The organism is Thermococcus sp. PK (assembly GCF_000430485.1).
GTDB lineage: Archaea > Methanobacteriota_B > Thermococci > Thermococcales > Thermococcaceae > Thermococcus_A > Thermococcus_A bergensis.
In genome coordinates, this window is record NZ_KE387149.1 from 602,658 (window position 1) to 617,935 (window position 15,278).

The 15,278-nt window shown below is 45.1% G+C and carries 20 protein-coding genes and 1 other RNA gene; 3 read left to right on the top strand and 18 right to left on the bottom strand.

The window, feature by feature from the left end; genetic code table 11:
* Positions 1-173: 173 nt before the first annotated feature.
* Positions 174-716, bottom strand: a complete 543-nt coding sequence (locus THEPK_RS05130; RefSeq protein ID WP_042699150.1) for a metal-dependent hydrolase — start codon at positions 714-716, stop codon at positions 174-176.
* Positions 713-1,915, bottom strand: a complete 1,203-nt coding sequence (locus THEPK_RS05135) for an ATPase (RefSeq protein ID WP_042699154.1) — start codon at positions 1,913-1,915, stop codon at positions 713-715. Before THEPK_RS05135 ends, THEPK_RS05130 begins: the two co-directional genes overlap by 4 nt.
* Positions 1,916-1,979: 64 nt before the next feature.
* Between THEPK_RS05135 and THEPK_RS05140 the strand changes: the two genes are divergently transcribed.
* Positions 1,980-2,474, top strand: coding sequence for a THUMP domain-containing protein (locus THEPK_RS05140; protein ID WP_042699157.1), 495 nt, complete (start codon positions 1,980-1,982; stop codon positions 2,472-2,474).
* 37 nt (positions 2,475-2,511) lie between these two features.
* On the opposite strand, the gene queC is transcribed toward THEPK_RS05140, so the two are convergent.
* The 7 genes from queC to cutA all read right to left on the bottom strand — a co-directional run bounded on the left by queC (position 2,512) and on the right by cutA (position 6,824).
* On the bottom strand, positions 2,512-3,231 hold the full coding sequence (gene queC / locus THEPK_RS05145; protein WP_042699160.1) for a 7-cyano-7-deazaguanine synthase QueC: 720 nt from the start codon (positions 3,229-3,231) through the stop codon (positions 2,512-2,514).
* 2 nt (positions 3,232-3,233) lie between these two features.
* A complete protein-coding gene (locus THEPK_RS05150) occupies positions 3,234-4,133 on the bottom strand; it encodes a dihydroorotate dehydrogenase (protein WP_042699163.1) in 900 nt (299 codons plus the stop codon).
* A gap of 57 nt (positions 4,134-4,190) precedes the next feature.
* Entirely contained in the window at positions 4,191-4,613 is a 423-nt protein-coding gene (locus THEPK_RS05155; protein ID WP_042699164.1) for a hypothetical protein, read from the bottom strand.
* 78 nt (positions 4,614-4,691) lie between these two features.
* The gene (locus THEPK_RS05160) at positions 4,692-5,024 is read right to left on the bottom strand and encodes a hypothetical protein (protein WP_156882143.1); all 333 of its coding nucleotides are present in this window, start codon (positions 5,022-5,024) and stop codon (positions 4,692-4,694) included.
* 499 nt (positions 5,025-5,523) lie between these two features.
* Positions 5,524-5,836: signal recognition particle sRNA (ffs, locus tag THEPK_RS05165), an RNA gene on the bottom strand.
* A gap of 98 nt (positions 5,837-5,934) precedes the next feature.
* Entirely contained in the window at positions 5,935-6,522 is a 588-nt protein-coding gene (locus THEPK_RS05170) for an endonuclease dU (protein WP_042699173.1), read from the bottom strand.
* Entirely contained in the window at positions 6,519-6,824 is a 306-nt protein-coding gene (cutA, locus tag THEPK_RS05175; protein ID WP_042700599.1) for a divalent-cation tolerance protein CutA, read from the bottom strand. Before cutA ends, THEPK_RS05170 begins: the two co-directional genes overlap by 4 nt.
* An 80-nt stretch (positions 6,825-6,904) precedes the next feature.
* Here cutA and THEPK_RS05180 point away from each other — a divergent pair, with 80 nt between their 5' ends.
* Positions 6,905-7,180, top strand: coding sequence for an acylphosphatase (locus tag THEPK_RS05180; protein WP_042699176.1), 276 nt, complete (start codon positions 6,905-6,907; stop codon positions 7,178-7,180).
* Here the strand turns inward: THEPK_RS05180 and THEPK_RS05185 are convergent.
* The gene (locus THEPK_RS05185) at positions 7,177-7,770 is read right to left on the bottom strand and encodes a regulator of amino acid metabolism, contains ACT domain protein (RefSeq protein WP_042699179.1); all 594 of its coding nucleotides are present in this window, start codon (positions 7,768-7,770) and stop codon (positions 7,177-7,179) included. The two genes, THEPK_RS05180 and THEPK_RS05185, sit on opposite strands and share 4 nt — an antisense overlap.
* Positions 7,771-7,891: 121 nt before the next feature.
* On the opposite strand from THEPK_RS05185, the gene THEPK_RS05190 reads away from it, so the two are divergent.
* Positions 7,892-9,880, top strand: a complete 1,989-nt coding sequence (locus THEPK_RS05190) for a DUF460 domain-containing protein (protein ID WP_042699182.1) — start codon at positions 7,892-7,894, stop codon at positions 9,878-9,880.
* A gap of 72 nt (positions 9,881-9,952) precedes the next feature.
* Here the strand turns inward: THEPK_RS05190 and THEPK_RS05195 are convergent, their stop codons facing one another.
* The 8 genes from THEPK_RS05195 to THEPK_RS05235 all read right to left on the bottom strand — a co-directional run bounded on the left by THEPK_RS05195 (position 9,953) and on the right by THEPK_RS05235 (position 15,149).
* Positions 9,953-10,915, bottom strand: a complete 963-nt coding sequence (locus THEPK_RS05195) for a TIGR00269 family protein (protein WP_042699185.1) — start codon at positions 10,913-10,915, stop codon at positions 9,953-9,955.
* 171 nt (positions 10,916-11,086) lie between these two features.
* Positions 11,087-11,296, bottom strand: a complete 210-nt coding sequence (locus tag THEPK_RS05200; protein ID WP_225807886.1) for a hypothetical protein — start codon at positions 11,294-11,296, stop codon at positions 11,087-11,089.
* 2 nt (positions 11,297-11,298) lie between these two features.
* On the bottom strand, positions 11,299-11,592 hold the full coding sequence (locus THEPK_RS05205) for an ArsR/SmtB family transcription factor (protein WP_015849443.1): 294 nt from the start codon (positions 11,590-11,592) through the stop codon (positions 11,299-11,301).
* Between the two features lie 60 nt (positions 11,593-11,652).
* On the bottom strand, positions 11,653-12,327 hold the full coding sequence (locus tag THEPK_RS05210; protein WP_015849444.1) for a DUF2202 domain-containing protein: 675 nt from the start codon (positions 12,325-12,327) through the stop codon (positions 11,653-11,655).
* On the bottom strand, positions 12,324-12,953 hold the full coding sequence (locus THEPK_RS05215) for a translation initiation factor IF-2 N-terminal domain-containing protein (RefSeq protein ID WP_042699193.1): 630 nt from the start codon (positions 12,951-12,953) through the stop codon (positions 12,324-12,326). The genes THEPK_RS05210 and THEPK_RS05215 overlap by 4 nt, the downstream gene beginning before the upstream one ends.
* 96 nt (positions 12,954-13,049) lie before the next feature.
* Positions 13,050-13,922: a DUF2202 domain-containing protein gene (locus THEPK_RS05220; RefSeq protein ID WP_015849446.1), complete on the bottom strand. Its 873-nt coding sequence runs from the start codon at positions 13,920-13,922 to the stop codon at positions 13,050-13,052.
* Between the two features lie 375 nt (positions 13,923-14,297).
* On the bottom strand, positions 14,298-14,675 hold the full coding sequence (locus THEPK_RS05230; RefSeq protein WP_042697605.1) for a hypothetical protein: 378 nt from the start codon (positions 14,673-14,675) through the stop codon (positions 14,298-14,300).
* 66 nt (positions 14,676-14,741) lie between these two features.
* Positions 14,742-15,149, bottom strand: coding sequence for a hypothetical protein (locus THEPK_RS05235; RefSeq protein WP_042699198.1), 408 nt, complete (start codon positions 15,147-15,149; stop codon positions 14,742-14,744).
* Positions 15,150-15,278 lie beyond the last annotated feature (129 nt).

The following is a 15,278-nucleotide window of genomic DNA, read 5'->3' on the forward strand; positions in this document are numbered from 1 at the left end:
AAGGCTGTGGAAAAGATAACCCCGAATCTGGGCGGCCTTTATGCTCAGAGGAGGGGTAACGGGGGGAAGACCCTCCCCGAGGGGTCGAAGACCCGCTTTAACTTGGGTCTAAATGAAACCCCTCAAACCTCCCTGCCAATGGCGAGGGGTTAACTCGTTGGAACCCTCGCCCTTCAGGGCGGGGAGGAGGTCAGCTTCACCTCACGGTCAACTATCAGATGGAGGAAGTACCCCCAAAATGCGGCAAACCCAATAAACAGTGCCTCTCCAAAATTAAACCCAAGACCATACCCAAAGGCTGCAAAAACCAGAGCTCCATAGAGAAGTGCAAAGGCTAGGGAATGGACAACTCCCCTGTGCCTGGGCATCATGGCTGAGAATGCATACCACGACCCAAAGGCAAATAACCCCGCTACAAGCCATCTAACGGTTAAATCCAGTATTTCGTCTCCAAACGATAGAAAAGTTCCGCCTTTAACAAAAACCGCACTGCCGACCATTACAGCCACTATCGCTTTAGCTCCCCTGTGTATAAGCGCCTCTGGATGATCAAGGTCAGGCAGGTCAGAGCCTAGAACATAAACCCCATATCCCAGTATCATGGAAAGTGCGGTAAGCTCAAAGGGGATGTTTGCATAATACTTCAAAAAGGATGCAAGAAGGATAACGAGGGGATAGCTCAAGATGCCGCTGAGCACGTGCCCTTCGTAGTTCACTCCTCACCACCCTTCTGCTCTTCTAAAAACTTTCTAACGTAATCAGGCACCTTGTAGTTGCCCTTTGGATCGCCCACCAGGAATCCAAGCCGTATGAGCTCTTCAAGGTGTTCATACACCTGAGCCCCTGGCTTTTTGACTTCTTTTGCAACCTGGATATAGCTCACAGGCCCACCGTTGAACTTGTGAACTATAACCTCCACAAGGTCTCTGTAGTCCTTGGGAATTCTTGTTAGGTACTCCTCCAGGCTCTTGGGTTCTTCCAGAATCGTGGTGACTACGTAATCATCTATCGGATCGAACTTGTGCTTGCTGGCCTCGCTTAAAACGTAGTGCAAAAGTCTTAGAATCTGCCTTGGGTTGCCCTTTGCAAGCTCGTGGATTAGCCTTATAGCCTCTTCCGTAAACGGGTATATGGGGTCGTCCGTGTCCCTTATTCTAACCTTGTTGAGCCTCTTCTTGACAAGCTCAAATGTCTCTTCCAAGCTCATGGGTCTGAGCTTGAACTCATAGTGGAGCCTCATAAAGAATGCCGGGAAAAGTTTGGTGTATTCCTCATATGTCTCCGGTATGCATACAAAACCAAAGATACAGCCAGGAGGCATGTTGCTTATAAAATGCCTGAGCATCTCAAAGAACAGAATCTTATCTTCCTCACTGGCACTTTGCATGTTCTCCAGCTCATCCAAAAGGAGGGCAGAATAGGAATACCTGCTGAGCTCCTTTGTGAGCATCTCTGCAATATCTCTTGACTTATATTCTTTGGTTGAGGAGAGCATTTTTTCGAGCCTATCTACAAAGCCAATTTTCTTTGAAAGGTTCTCAAAAAAGATGTTGGTTCTTGTTTTGGGAGGCTTCAGTCCGTTAAAAATGTCTCTCGTGAGCTTCAAAATGTCGTTTGTGTCAACTTTAACGTAGATTGGTTTTCCCCCTTGTTGTAATATTGCTTTGTATATACTTTTAAGCCTCTGTGTTTTTCCCATTCCAAACGGGCCAACCAGAGAAAATGCTATTGAGCTCTTATTCCCAACTACTTCTGAGATTATCATCGAGAGACGCATATCCACCTCTTGATAAACGTGGATGCTTTCCACATCCTCTATGCCCTCACTTGCCAGCTGTTCAAAGGGATTTTTCGCTAGACCGTAGACTTCATAAGATGGAGGGGAATAAACTTTAAGTGTGCTCTGCCTTTCCATTTTACCCACCAAGTTTAGGTTTTAGGCGGGGGAATATATAAGTTTGTCCATAGGGGTGAAGAAAATGGCAACGCTACTTGTAACCGTACCCGGTGGAAGAGAAGGAGATGCTGCCCTTGAACTAGAATGGGCACTTGGAGCGGCAAGAGTAAGAAGAACAAAGTGGAGAGGAGTGCTGATAGCTAGAACTCCCTTGAGCAAAGAGGAAGCCCTTGAGAGAATCAGAGAATTCGACACGACGGCTATCTTCAAGGTAATCCCCATAGATAAGTTCGTGGAGAGTAAAAAGGAGAAAATCCTTGAAGAGGCTTTTCGGCTTGCAAAGGAATACATCAAAGAGGGGGACAGTTTTGCAGTTAGATGCAAGAGAAGGGGAAGCTGGATCTCATCAGGGAAAGAGATAGAAATAGAGCTCGGAGCAAAAATAAAAGAAGAGCTAAAGGCTAAAGTGGACCTTACAACCCCCGACTGGTACATCTGGGTCGAGGTTCTTGGAAAAGAGACCGGAATAAGCGTGATCAAGCCGGAAGAAATCGTGAAAAAGAGGGTGGAGTTCTGAACCTCCACTTTTAACTTTCGCAGGTATAAGTTTTAAGTTATACTTTGGGCTTAACTTTATAGATGGTTCTGTCTTCCCCAATGGATTCAATAAGTCCCCTGTGCCTCCGAACACAGCTCTCACATTCGCCACAGTGAATGGGCTTTCCGTCTTCTGTGAAACCCTGAGGCATGTAGCACGAATTGGAATACTCGTACTTTGCACCAAGCTCTTTCAGCAGTTTTGCTATGCCCTTTTTGTCGAGGTTTATGAGAGGGGCAACTACCCTTACTTCCGCCATGGTTCCATATTTCAGCATCTCGTTCATTCTCTCAACGAATTCCGGTGTATTGTCGGGGAAAGTCGCTCCTTCCTCTGCGTTGAAGCCTACCACAATGTCTCCTCCCCCAAGGGCGTCCAAAAGCGAAGCGGCAACGGCTATTAACACCAAATTCCTTGCTGGAACCCAGACGCTCTTTGCTGTCTCTTTAGCAACTTCTGTGCTCTCTAAATCCTTTGCAGTGACTTTCGGAGTTTCTCCCCCAACTAATGTAGTCCCTCTAAGCTTGGAAAACTTTTCTAAAAAGTCGAGTCTGACAATCCTGAGTGGAACGTTGAGCTCCTTTGAAAAAAACTCCGCTACCTTATTGGTTACCTTCTCCTCATTGCTACCGTAGTTTATGGTTAGCATGATAATTTCATCGTAATTTTTCTTTGCCCAGTATAAGCAAGCTGTTGAATCTAAACCACCACTAAACAAGACAACTGCTCTTTTCATTTTTATCCCTCCAAAGCTATTCCTATTATCTCATCTATGCTATTAAACCCTTCCTCATTTAAAAATCTCCCTATTCCTTCGTTAATTTCTTTAAATACACTAAATCCTCTCAAGGAGACAGCAGTTCCGATCTGCAGAGCCTTTGCACCTGCCATTAAGAACTCGAGGGCATCTTGCCACGTTGTTATTCCTCCAATTCCGATGATGTCAATGTCCAGAGCTTTTGCCAAATCATACACAGCTCTTAAAGCAATTGGCTTAATTCCCGGCCCAGAATAACCACCAAATTTGTTGCTTAAAATTGGTTTTCTTGCATAGATATCAATTGCGATAGCTTTGATAGTATTTATTGCAGAGACAGCATCAGCACCAGCTTTTTCTGCTGCCAGTCCAATTTTTGCTATATCATCAATGTTTGGAGTCAACTTTGCTATTACTGGTTTATCCGTTGCATCTTTAACGGCTTTGACGACCTTATACACCATCTCTGGATTTTGCCCAATTTCCATGCCATACCCTTTAGCATGAGGACAGCTTAAATTAAGCTCAAAGGCATCTGCAACTTCGCTTAGCTTTTCAGCTAAGAATGCAAACTCCCTCTCATCTTTTCCAAAGATTGAAACTATCACAGGAAAATCAAATTCCTCGTTTTTGAATTCCTCATAAAAAGCTTCCCAGCCGGGATTTGGAAGTCCCATAGCGTTGATTAAGCCATAAGGAAGCTCAACTATTGTAGGATTATCGTAGCCTTTTCTCGGCTCGATACCAATTGATTTTGTCACAACGGCCCCAGCACCTTCCTTGTGTGCTCGCCTAAGCAAATCAGGAGTCATATCTGCGACGCCAGAAGCTAAGATGAGAGGATTCTCAAGCTTAAGCTTAGCAACTTTAACACTCAGCATTTTTTACACCTAAAGAGCAAAAGAAGTAGAGAGTTATAAGGTTTTACCTCAATTAGGCTATTTCCTAATGTTTCTCCTCGTCCAATTTGCGAGTTCAGCTATTGAAGGAATCCAAAGCAGGATTATTGTGAGAACTGTAATCGGGAAGAGTAAGGTAAAAGTAAGGTCCACAATCAAATTTGGGAGTGCTGGAGGCTCTTTGCTAAACAATCGTGAAAGACTGTTAAGAGAGGGATGACCAATTAGACCAACTAAACCTAAAATAAGTGTTGAGACTATTTTTGCAATCCAAGTCTCAAGAGTAAACGATGAAAACATGAGGAGAACGCCAATAGTTATTAGGAACCATCCGAACTCATCTGCATCAGCTTGCTCAAAGTCAATTGAATAATAAGTCATAACAATACAATAAATTCCAATAAGAATCAGCGATACAGCGATAATACTAGTAAATTTTTTTGGCAAACTATCCCGTTTCATCAATCATCCCCCTGATATGCCCACCTAATTTCAGACATTTTATTTCGTGTTATAATATTAAAAACAAGGAAGGAGAGTTTATTTGTTATTCTCTTTTAGGATGTATTTTTCGTATTCCCACCAAATGTCTTCGATAAGCATGCTCTTAACTCCATGTTTTTCTGCTACATCTCTTGGTCCAACATTGATGTCAAGGACATCTTTTAAATTAGCAATCCTCACTAATTCTTCCTTTGGGGCAATAACTTTAGCGGAAATGAATCCTTCAATTAGCTTGAAGTCTTTAATGCCATTCTTTTCCTTAAGTTCTTTTCTCAAATGCTCCTCAAGCTTCATAAGCCTTTCTGATTCTTCAACTTCCATTGGATAAGGCATCTGACCGATACCCTCTGGATATGACTTGTACCTCACCGCAATAATCTTGACATTATTTCCTAAGAGCCTTAGAACTTCATATTTCCTTAATGGTCTCTTAAAAGTTATTGTGGCACTAACAATCTCACCATTCTTAGATCCCCCACGTAACTTGGTGCCCATAAGTAATTCCTACAGTCGGAAGCTGATACTTTCACAACTCCAGCAATTAACAACCCTAGCAAGACTATTGACAGTGGTTTCCACTCCACTTGACAACACCTCAAACAGTTTTTGCGTATGAATTTAACATCTTAGTATTTATAAATTTTTCCTTTTACTAGTGTTAATTTGTTACGCTTCTTTTTTCATAAGTTCTTACTTTCTAACCATAGCTTTATGAGCTCCTTTAGTCAAAAGAAAGCCGAGTAATGGAGTGGACGTTTCTGATCATTTAGCTAAATATTCAAAAATTTCGCCAAAGTTTGCTATATTGTTTACTCTAAAATAACAAACCTTGTTTGAGTGCTTCCGCATATTAAAAAGTTTCTTACGGCGGCGGACGCGCCCGAGGGTGGGAACCCTCCTCCAGCGGCTTCCACCGAGACTTGCTCGCCCCCGCTACCCCACGAGCGCCGAACGTCCCGCCTACCGCTGCTCCCTTCCGGGCCTTGCGGGGTTCGGCGGGCAAAGGGGGTTGGTGGAGCCCTTCAGCTCCACCTCCCCCACCGCCGGCCCCGTGGGACAGGGGCTCATGGCTCCTCTCGGCTTCCGCCGCTGGATTTAGGAACCGCCCCTCGGGCTTCGGCCCCCGCATATCGACGGTTTCGGGTTACAGGGGACGCCGAACCCCCCGGCCTAGTCCGCCGCCATTTAATAATATTCAGTGATGCCTATATAAAGGTTTGGTAGCATCTGCGATAAAAGCTTGGGACTTGCCTATTTAGAACAGAGATTCAGCTCAAGCCTATTCCCTCTTGGACTCTCCAGTAATCACGGCAGAAGCTATCATGTGGGCCAATCTCAAAGGTTCAGGTATGAGGGAGCTTTTCTGGGTTAGATTTATTATCTCCTCTGCCTGCTGTGGGGGGAGCCCGTAAGCCTGATAAAATACTTTTCCCGGGATCAGCTCCCTTATTTCTCCGGCTTTTCTAAGAAGAGCAATCCTCTCATCGGCATCTGCAAAGTGCTTTCTCAGGGCATCTTCCATAGCCTTTAAATCAGGTTTTTTCCTTATCACCGTTATCACGGGCAATCCGGTTTCTTTGCTTAATCTTTCCACGTCAACGACGTTAAACCCCGCATACGTTATTCCCTTGAGCATTATAACCCTTAAATCTTTGAATCGGGAGTTATTTATCGCGTCAATCATTTTTTCGGTTGAATCTTTGCCATCGATTTCAATCCACCTTGTGACTACTCCCACAACATCTTGGGAACCCTTCATGACAACGCCAACTAAAATAGTGCGGCCTTTTCTGAGCTTAGATTTAAAAGAAAAAGTGCCGTCATCGAAGCCAATAACTCTTATCTGCGGCTTTACTTTCCTGATCATTTTGTTACCTCTAAGAGCCAGTCCAGGTATTCTTTATTAACGTGATCCACATCTATCCTTATTATCGCCGGCACGGAATACGGATGCAGTTCTTTTAAGGTCTCTTTGAGCTCACTCCAGAGGTCAACTTTTGTCTTTAGTATTGCTCCAACTTCTGTGTCCTCTTCAATCCTGCCCTGCCACCAGTAGAAAGCTTTGTGCTCTCTCAAATTGGCACAGGCGACTAGCTTTCTCTCCAGCAGCTCTTTTGTTACTCTCTCAGCACTTTCCCAATCAGGAAATGTTGTGTATACGAGAATCATCTCGCTCACTCTCCCCACCAAAAAGAGTTAGCAAAGATAAACTTAAATTTTATGGGGGTTATTTTTAATGGGGGGAGCTGATGGAAATAGTAAGAGCACATCTAAGGATATACGGAAGAGTACAGGGAGTCGGGTTTAGGTGGAGCATGCAGAGGGAAGCAAAAAAACTTGGTGTCAGCGGGTGGGTTAGGAATCTCCCGGATGGAAGCGTCGAGGCTGTAATTGAGGGAGAAAGAGAGAGGGTCGAAGCACTGATAGGATGGGCCCATCAGGGGCCACCCTTGGCGAGGGTTACAAGAATAGAGGTAGAGTGGGAGGAACCAAAGGGAGAGAAGGGATTTAGAGTCGTGGGTTAACTTTTGTAGTTTACTCCCTCGATAACAACTTTTTTGGGACAGTAATTGACCTTGCAGTAACTACACACGACTTTTTCTTTGCTCTTTTCGGGAGTGTGGAGAACGAGCTTTCTAAACCCTGGGATGTCCTTTATTCTCATAAAAACCTCTACGGGCAGAGTCCCATCTATAACGATGTATGCTTTGGCGTCCTCTTGCCTAAGGTTCCTGCTGAATATCTCCATTATTGGAACATCATTCTCGTAAAGGTACCTAAGCAATTCAGAAAGGGCATGGGAGTACTCCTCCTTCTCAAGTTCTATCTCAAGAACCTCCCATCCCATAATGGGTGCCACGTTTATAAGGCTTGGAAGAGGGTCAAGCCTCTCAAATATCATCCGTAGGGGATATGTGTTTTCAATATACTCTATGGTGTGGTAGATTATTTTTCTGTTTACTCCAACTACACGTGAGAGTTCGCTTATTGGTACCTCAACGTTTCTCAGATAGATTTTTCCATTTTTCACACTTAGCCCGTTTTCAAAAAGGAACTCCGCTACCTTCCGTCTGGCTGGAAAGTTTTTAAAATAAGCATCCAATACAAGCATCACTTTTGACCACCTCTTATACAATATTGTGTACAGATGAATATTTAAGCTTTTCTCCGCAGTTCGAAGAGACAATCTTTTAAAGCGTGTATCTTAAATAAGACACGTAAGTGAAGTGAGGGTGATGCCTATTCTGATCGTAGGTATTGATATAATCAGCGAAGAGCCAATGCGCTTTGCCGTGGTTAGCTGGTTTAATGGAAAGATAATCAAGCATGGTGAGTTTACATTTTACAGGCTTTTGAAGTTCATAAGGGCCAAAAAACCCGATATTGTTGCCATGGACAACATCCACGAGCTTGGAGAGTACCTCAGGAAGTTTATAATGGCGATTCCGCAGGGGACAAAGATAGTTCAGGTAACCGGCAGACCTGGAGAGCAAAGAGCTCTGTGGAGCCTGGCTAAGGAACACGGAATCAGAATAGGAGACAAGTTCAACCCCTACGAAGAAGCAAAAGCATGTGCCCTTTTAGCCGCTAGAGGAGTAGGGTACGAGGTTCTCCCCTTTGAAGATGAGGTCATTATAAAAGTCTCGAGAGGAAGAAGCCAGGGAAAAGGTGGATGGAGTCAGGACAGGTATAGGAGGAGAGTCCACAACCTAATCCAGAATAAAGTCAGGGAAATTGAGGAGACCCTCAAACGGGCCAGCATACCTTTTGACCTTGAAATTAAAGAGAAAGACCAGGGTCTGGAGAGAGGAGAATTCAGGGTCTATGCTTCCAGAGAGGAGCTTGCAGGCCTTATAAAGCCCATGAAAGGTGGGGATGTTGAAATAAGAATCCGCCCGGTGGAGAGAAAGACCTTCGAATTTGTGCCCTTAAAAAGTGAAAGTGTCATAAAAGAAAGAAAAAGCATTATTGTGGGGCTTGATCCGGGCATTACCGTTGGGATAGCAGCTTTAGATTTGAACGGCAAGATTTTAGCGCTTTACAGCGAGAGGAATATGGCTGTTAGCGATATTGTGAGATTTATAAGTGAGGTCGGCCACCCGATAATAATAGCCACCGACGTAAATCCCGCCCCCGGCTTGGTGGAGAAGATTTCTCGCTCTTTTAAGGCAATCCTCTTTGTTCCACGGGAGAGCCTAAAAGTTGAAGAGAAGAACGAGCTCTTAAAGAGCCTTGGAATAAGCGTTGAGGACGATCACCAGAGAGACGCTTTGGCTGCGGCTTACAAAGCATACCTCCGCTTGAAGCCAAAGCTTGACCATGTGGAAGCAAAACTCAAAGAAATGGGCATCACAAAGAAGGGAGAGGAAATAAAGGCTCTTGTGATCCAGGGATACAACCTTGGAGAGGCCATTTTGAGAGTAAAAGAAAAGGAAAAGACCAAAGAGGAAACAAGGCCCCCTGAAGCCGTTGAAGCATCTGTCGATCTTACCCCCTACGTTGAAAAGATACAGGAACTCGAAAACACCATAAGACTGCTGGAGAGGGAAAATCAAGAGCTGAGGGCTGTAATTGAAGAGCAGAGAAAAATTATAGAAAGCTTGGAGAACAAATTGGCAACCTATGACGAGAAAATCAGGGAAAAGATCATCAGAGAGAAAGAGATGGAAATTAGAGAGAAAAGAATAGCCCACCTTGAAAAAGAACTTAGAGAAGCAAAATCAATAATAGAAAAGCTCAGCAAGGATCTGGTTTTGGCAAAGAGAATGCACCTTCTGGAACTTAGGGGTACTGCCGTCCCTCTAAAGGTAATTGAAAACCTGACGTGGAAAGAAATTGAAGAGCTAGAGCGTTCTGCGGGTATTAAAAAAGAAGACGTCCTTTATGTTGTTAATCCTTCGGGGGCTGGAAAGAGCATGGCTGAATACCTCGCAGAGAAGAAGATAAAAGCGCTTATCAGCGTAAGAACACTTCCTAATCCGGTATATGAAACGCTGAGAGAAAAGAAGATACCTGTTTTCTATGAGGGCGAAATCGAAGTGAAGAGGGTTGACGACTTTGCAATAGTTGATAGAAAAGAGCTCGAAAAGGCAATAGAGGAAAAGCTGAAGCGCTGGGAAGAGGAAGAAAAAGAGAGGGAAGTTCAAGAATTCTTAAAGCTTGTTGAGGAATACCGGCTGGAGAGAATCAAGGAGCTTAAGAGAAAGGCAGAAGAGGAACATTAAGCTGCAGGGCGATAAGTGCCATAGATAGTTTACTCGACCCTAAAGACTCCCCCGCCCTGAAGGGCGAGGCTTTCAGGAAAAAGAGGTAAGGCCTTTTTCCTTTGCCTTTTCCTGCACCTGGAGCTTAAAGGTGCATGCTTTACATATCTCTCCGGTAGTCGGCTGTCCACAGATTTTGCATTTATTGAGATCCCTGTGAGCATAGCTCTTTGCCAAAAGGGGAAATATTTTATCGTAGCTCCTTAAAATTTGGTATTTGGTTCCCGGGTGCTTTTCTTCCATTTCGTTTATCCAGTCCCTGATTTCTGCCCTAAATGCCTCCACCGCATAGGGACACTCGCTGAAGTCCACCTCAATGTTGTTCACAATCGCATAAAGCACTATCTCCTTTTCCGGAACTTCTCTGAGTGGCTTTATTCTCGGAACCAGTCCCTCGTGAATAACCTCATAATAGGGACCCGTTCTTCCCAACCTGGCAACATCTCCACGCATTATGTTCATAAGAAACATCTGAACTTCATCGTCCAAATTGTGGCCAACGGCAAGCTTATCGGCGTTGACATCTTGAGCGGCATAGTTCAGCAGCCACCTCCTCCAAACGCCACAGTAGGAACATGCTCCAACTCTCTCTCCTTTCTCAAAGCTCCCCATTACACTAACTGTCTCGTCAAGGGTAAAGCCCATGTATTCCTTGAAGGAGTAGATGCGGTGCTCTATTCCAAGCATCTCTGCGTTTTTCTTCGCTATTTCAACGCTCTCCGGTCTGTATCCTTCTATTCCCTCGTCTATGGTTATGGCTATTATCTCAAAGGGAAACTTCTGGCTGAGCTTGTGGAGGATGTGAAGAAGAACAACGCTGTCCTTTCCCCCACTCACTCCCACCGCTATTCTATCTCCTCTTTTGATTAGCCCATATTTTCTCACAGTCTGCTTTACTTTGCTCTCAACCATCTCATTGAAGTGCTTGTGACAGTAGAACTTTCCCTCATATCTCGCATGATAAACAGCGTCTCTTCCACACTTTGTACATTTCATTTTTCTCTCGCCTCAGTGAAGGGAAAGAACATCCCTTAAAAAGCCTTTCCTTTGAATTCTCTTATCTCTTTTCTGAGAGGCTTGTCGCGACCCCATTATAATGGTTCCGATAATAATTTACCTGATCGTGAACACGAACAATAATGAAAAAGAGTTAAAGCTGTTGAAGGGTTAAATCTCCTCCAGCTTTTTCTTTACCTCTTCTGTGTTTTTCCGCGTTTCTTCCAGAGCGTTCTTGAGTCTCTCAATCTCAACCTTGAACTCATTTAGAGTTTTGTTCAGCTGATAGAAAGCAAACACCAAAACAACGAGGATTATTAAGCCAAGGATTATGCTTATCCATCCGCTTGGAGTTGACATATACACTCCTCCCCAGGGCATTTTCATCCCTCCAGATTTACAATCACATCGTTGTCTATAACAAGTCTGAACTGCCTTGCACGGTAGTATTTCTTGGCCCTCGGATCATCCGGCTCAAGCCTAAGTTCACTCTCGACGAGGCCGGCATTTTCAAGCTTTTTGAGATGGAGATAAAGGAGCTGTCTTGATATTTCAAGTTCTTTGGCAAGCTCGTAAACGTACCACTCTTTTTGGCAAAGTAACTTAAGTATCTTAATCCTAACTGGATTAGAAAGTGCCTCGCATATCTTTGCAAGTTCCTCGATGCTCTGAACCATGATCAACACCGCTGATTGGGCCTGAAGAAAGTAGGAAAAGGAGAGATAAAAGCTTTCCGGTCAGTCCACTATACTTTCGTATTCCTCTTCACTCAATACCTGCGGCGTATAAACAACACCATAGTTCTCTCGGAGCAGTCTTGTGAATGCCCGCAGGTGGTTTTCACTCCCCATCCTCAGACTCCCAAATACCGCTTTTATGTCCTCATTATCTGTTCTTTTGAGCCACTCGTCAAGGTCTTTGATGTCAATTTCTTCTATAAGCGCTCCCACCTTAAGGGCCTCTACTTCGCCTTCGCTCCCTTGGGCAACAAGCCTTTCATAGAGCTCCTGCATCTCTGTGCTGTTAAACTCCCCGATTCCCATCCCCTCAAGGGGGTCGGTCAGGTTGTACTTCTCTATAAGGCCAAGCACCGCATCCATGTGAGTCTGTTCACTCTTCGCTATGTTGTTGAATATCGAAAGGCCGGTCTTGTTGTAGAGTACGAGGTATACGTCCCTTGCGAGCTTCTCTTCTTCCCTCATGTAGAGGATTGCTTCAATCTCGTCCGGGCTCAGTTCCTGAACGGGGTACGTGGAGACGTCTACACTCGCTCCCTCGCCATAACCTCCATCTTCGGGAGGGCCTCTTGTGCTGGAGCCCTCTGTGGTGCTCTCATCAGTACTCGTTATACATCCTGCTCCAACTGTTGCCAGGAGTACCAAGACAACGAGCAGAAAACTTATCTTTTTCATTCACTTTCACCCCGTAGTTCGGTTATAATTTCCTCCAACATGGCCTTGAACTCTTCATGGTCCAGGCCATAATTGTACTCAATCTCGGCCAGGGTATCATCGGGAGAGGCTTCTATTCCGTTTTTGCTGAGCTTCTCAATAAGGTCCGTTACTTCCACGTTGAACTCATCGGCGAGCTGCCGGACGATGTAGTACTTCATCATGGTGCCGGTGATGTAAACGTCCCCCGTGATCTCGGAAGTGTACTCAACGTCGACGGTGGATGTGTCCTCCTCTCCGCCGTACCACGCGAAAACCGGGTAACCTGCGACGAGGAGGAGTAAAGGGACAAAAACCGCAGCCACAGTCCTGAGTTTGGACTTCCTAAATCCAGATTTTAGCATTACCAGCATGCTATTGAACCCAATGACAAGGTGAACCATAACCAGCCCTGCCATCGCAAAGCCGAAGTACGTGTGTATCAAATCGAGAGTATCCTTATCAAATCCCAGAAACGTCCAGCCTATGGTCTCGGCTATTCTCCCGCTAGGTGCGAGGTAGAGGCCGATGCCCGTGAAGAGCTCTGCTACGAAAGTCACCACTAGTAGAAGGTCTATAACACCCCTTACGAGAGCCGAAACTTTCATGTGATCACCTTCGGTAGACATTTAACTCTCCAGTCTATCTCCGTATAAAAGTTCCGCTCCATATAAATCGCCTCCTCATCAAGAAGAAAAGGGAGATCATGGAGACACTCCGACTCCCCTAGTCCCTTTGCCGGAGCCCTTCATCTGGCCCCAGGCGTGTTTGAAGGCTTGGGCGAGCCCGTCTCCATCAGCGGTTCTGCCCTGTGATCCTGCGTTTCCGCTGCAGTCGCCTGTCCTGCTCCTCATGCCATGTCCGTTGTCAGCTCTCTCTGTGGCTCTTCCCATGCCACCCATCCCGCGGGTCGGGGCTGAGCTTAGTATCTCATCAACCTGCTCCTGGGGGAGCACCTGGGCAGTGTAGTCCACACCAAGCCTTTCTAGCTGGCCGACAAAGGCCCTGAGGTGGTTCTCCGAGCCAGCCATGAGGTTGGTGTACACGGTCTTGATGTCCTCGTTGTCGGTCTGGACTATCCAGTCCTCGAGGTCTTTTATGTCGGTCTCTTCTATCAGTGCACCGACCTTAAGCGCCTCCTCCAGGCTTGCACTTCCCATCTCAACAAGCTGGTCGTAAAGGGCCTGAAGCTCCTCGTTCTGGAAGACTCCGACCTGGTCGAGCGTGTCCGGAGCGGTCAGGTTGTACTTCTCTATAAGGCTAAGCACTGCGTTCATGTGCGTCCCCTCGCTCTCCGCTATGTTGCCGAACACCGGAAGGCTCCACTGCTCGTAGAGCGTCAGATAGACATCCCTTGCGAGCTTCTCCTCCTCAACCATGTAGAGCAGGCCGTCTATCTCTTCCTGGCTGAGTTCCGCGTAATATGTCGCTAAAGTGCCGTTGAGCATGGGTGCTACAGAGTTTTGGTCTGCATATGGGCTCTTTCCAGGAGTTCCTTGCCATGCTACTACACTTCCCAGGGTGAACCCTAAGGCAGCCAACATCAATAGGGCGATACCCCAAATTTTTTTCCTCATGTTAAATCACCTCTCCATATGTAAGTCTAATATTACATATGTATGTAAAGTTTATAAAGTTTTTGGTCAGGCAATTCATGGTACTAAAATAATAGAGACATCGTTTCCAGAAGCCATTCAACTACATCGGCAGATGATTTACCAAAACCAAGAATTTTGGTGGGCAAAATAGCGGTATTCTCTCATGAAGATACTTGGAAAAAGTATAAAATCAAATCCTATGAACGCAAGCTTCATTTCCCAAAACATTAACATAACGAATGAACCTTACAATACTCATTTCTCGTTAAATATCATCATCAAAATCCTAAACCTAACCTTCTACTACTCATTCCCCTTACAGTATAAACTGAAAAATGAAGGGCGTGTTTAGTTTCACCCCCTGTTATTTAAACAGTATTTGACTCTGAGGAGGATTTTCAGACCATAACACATTACCCCAAGCAGGATTCGGGTTACAGTAGTCTTTTTCAGAAAACAGGGGATCCTACTGCCAAACCACGTTGTAAACGCACCCCAGAACCCCTCATGAGGATTCCTACGCCTGTACTCTTCTTCAGAAAACACTCTGTCTCTCTTCTTACTACCAAAACCACCTGGAGCGTTCTTAGTTTTCTTAACAATCGGCCGATAACCCTTTTCCACCACAGTGTTCAGAACTTTCTTTGAATCATAAGCCCCATCAGCATAAAAATTCCCAGAACCCCCCGGCAGGAGTTCAATCAGCTCGTTCTCAGAAGTTGTGATCTTCACAGCAACCGGATACAGTAAACCCGGCAGGATTCTCGTTATTGCCTGAACTTCTATCCTGCCCTTTTTTTATTGTAATAATGGTTGAGTCTGCTTGAGTGCTGGCGTAGGGGTAATTTCTGGAGTTTTTTCAGGTAGGTGGTTTGTCAGTTCTTCGAGGTTCAGCTTTTTCTCCCAGTTGTGGAGGGTTGAGTAGTGAATGTTTGCTCCGAAGAATTTTCTGCCGTAGTGCTGGGCGTCTCTGAGGGGTAGGTTGTAGTATTGTTTAAAGAGGAGTATTGCCAGTATTGTTTTACTGGAAATTTTTTGGATTTTGGCAGGTTCTTCAGCTTTCCTTCTGATTCGAAGTCTAGCTAAAACGTCAAGAATTGCGAATGCCACGCTTTCAGGGTCTTTGAGTCTGTGATCCCATCTGGGGATCACGACAACCACCTGAAAGAATTCAGCAAAAACCCTAATAAAGGTTACTATAAACACGCCCCGCCTCCATATGAGGATACTGTTAGGATAAGCTGTGGGGTGTCAGGTTTAAGTTACTGGCAGTACTTTAGAAAAAGAAGGGGGAACATGAAGTCTGAAACCATTATTTACTGGGTGGTTTCAGCC

Bases quoted from the DNA above. Each gene is read 5' to 3' on its own strand.
- THEPK_RS05135 (WP_042699154.1), bottom strand. From the start codon at position 1,915: ATGGAAAGGCAGAGCACACTTAAAGTTTATTCCCCTCCATCTTATGAA.
- THEPK_RS05140 (WP_042699157.1), top strand. From the start codon at position 1,980: ATGGCAACGCTACTTGTAACCGTACCCGGTGGAAGAGAAGGAGATGCT.
- queC (WP_042699160.1), bottom strand. From the start codon at position 3,231: ATGAAAAGAGCAGTTGTCTTGTTTAGTGGTGGTTTAGATTCAACAGCT.
- THEPK_RS05150 (WP_042699163.1), bottom strand. From the start codon at position 4,133: ATGCTGAGTGTTAAAGTTGCTAAGCTTAAGCTTGAGAATCCTCTCATC.
- THEPK_RS05155 (WP_042699164.1), bottom strand. From the start codon at position 4,613: ATGAAACGGGATAGTTTGCCAAAAAAATTTACTAGTATTATCGCTGTA.
- THEPK_RS05170 (WP_042699173.1), bottom strand. From the start codon at position 6,522: ATGATCAGGAAAGTAAAGCCGCAGATAAGAGTTATTGGCTTCGATGAC.
- cutA (WP_042700599.1), bottom strand. From the start codon at position 6,824: ATGATTCTCGTATACACAACATTTCCTGATTGGGAAAGTGCTGAGAGA.
- THEPK_RS05180 (WP_042699176.1), top strand. From the start codon at position 6,905: ATGGAAATAGTAAGAGCACATCTAAGGATATACGGAAGAGTACAGGGA.
- THEPK_RS05190 (WP_042699182.1), top strand. From the start codon at position 7,892: ATGCCTATTCTGATCGTAGGTATTGATATAATCAGCGAAGAGCCAATG.
- THEPK_RS05195 (WP_042699185.1), bottom strand. From the start codon at position 10,915: ATGAAATGTACAAAGTGTGGAAGAGACGCTGTTTATCATGCGAGATAT.
- THEPK_RS05200 (WP_225807886.1), bottom strand. From the start codon at position 11,296: ATGCCCTGGGGAGGAGTGTATATGTCAACTCCAAGCGGATGGATAAGC.
- THEPK_RS05205 (WP_015849443.1), bottom strand. From the start codon at position 11,592: ATGGTTCAGAGCATCGAGGAACTTGCAAAGATATGCGAGGCACTTTCT.
- THEPK_RS05210 (WP_015849444.1), bottom strand. From the start codon at position 12,327: ATGAAAAAGATAAGTTTTCTGCTCGTTGTCTTGGTACTCCTGGCAACA.
- THEPK_RS05215 (WP_042699193.1), bottom strand. From the start codon at position 12,953: ATGAAAGTTTCGGCTCTCGTAAGGGGTGTTATAGACCTTCTACTAGTG.
- THEPK_RS05220 (WP_015849446.1), bottom strand. From the start codon at position 13,922: ATGAGGAAAAAAATTTGGGGTATCGCCCTATTGATGTTGGCTGCCTTA.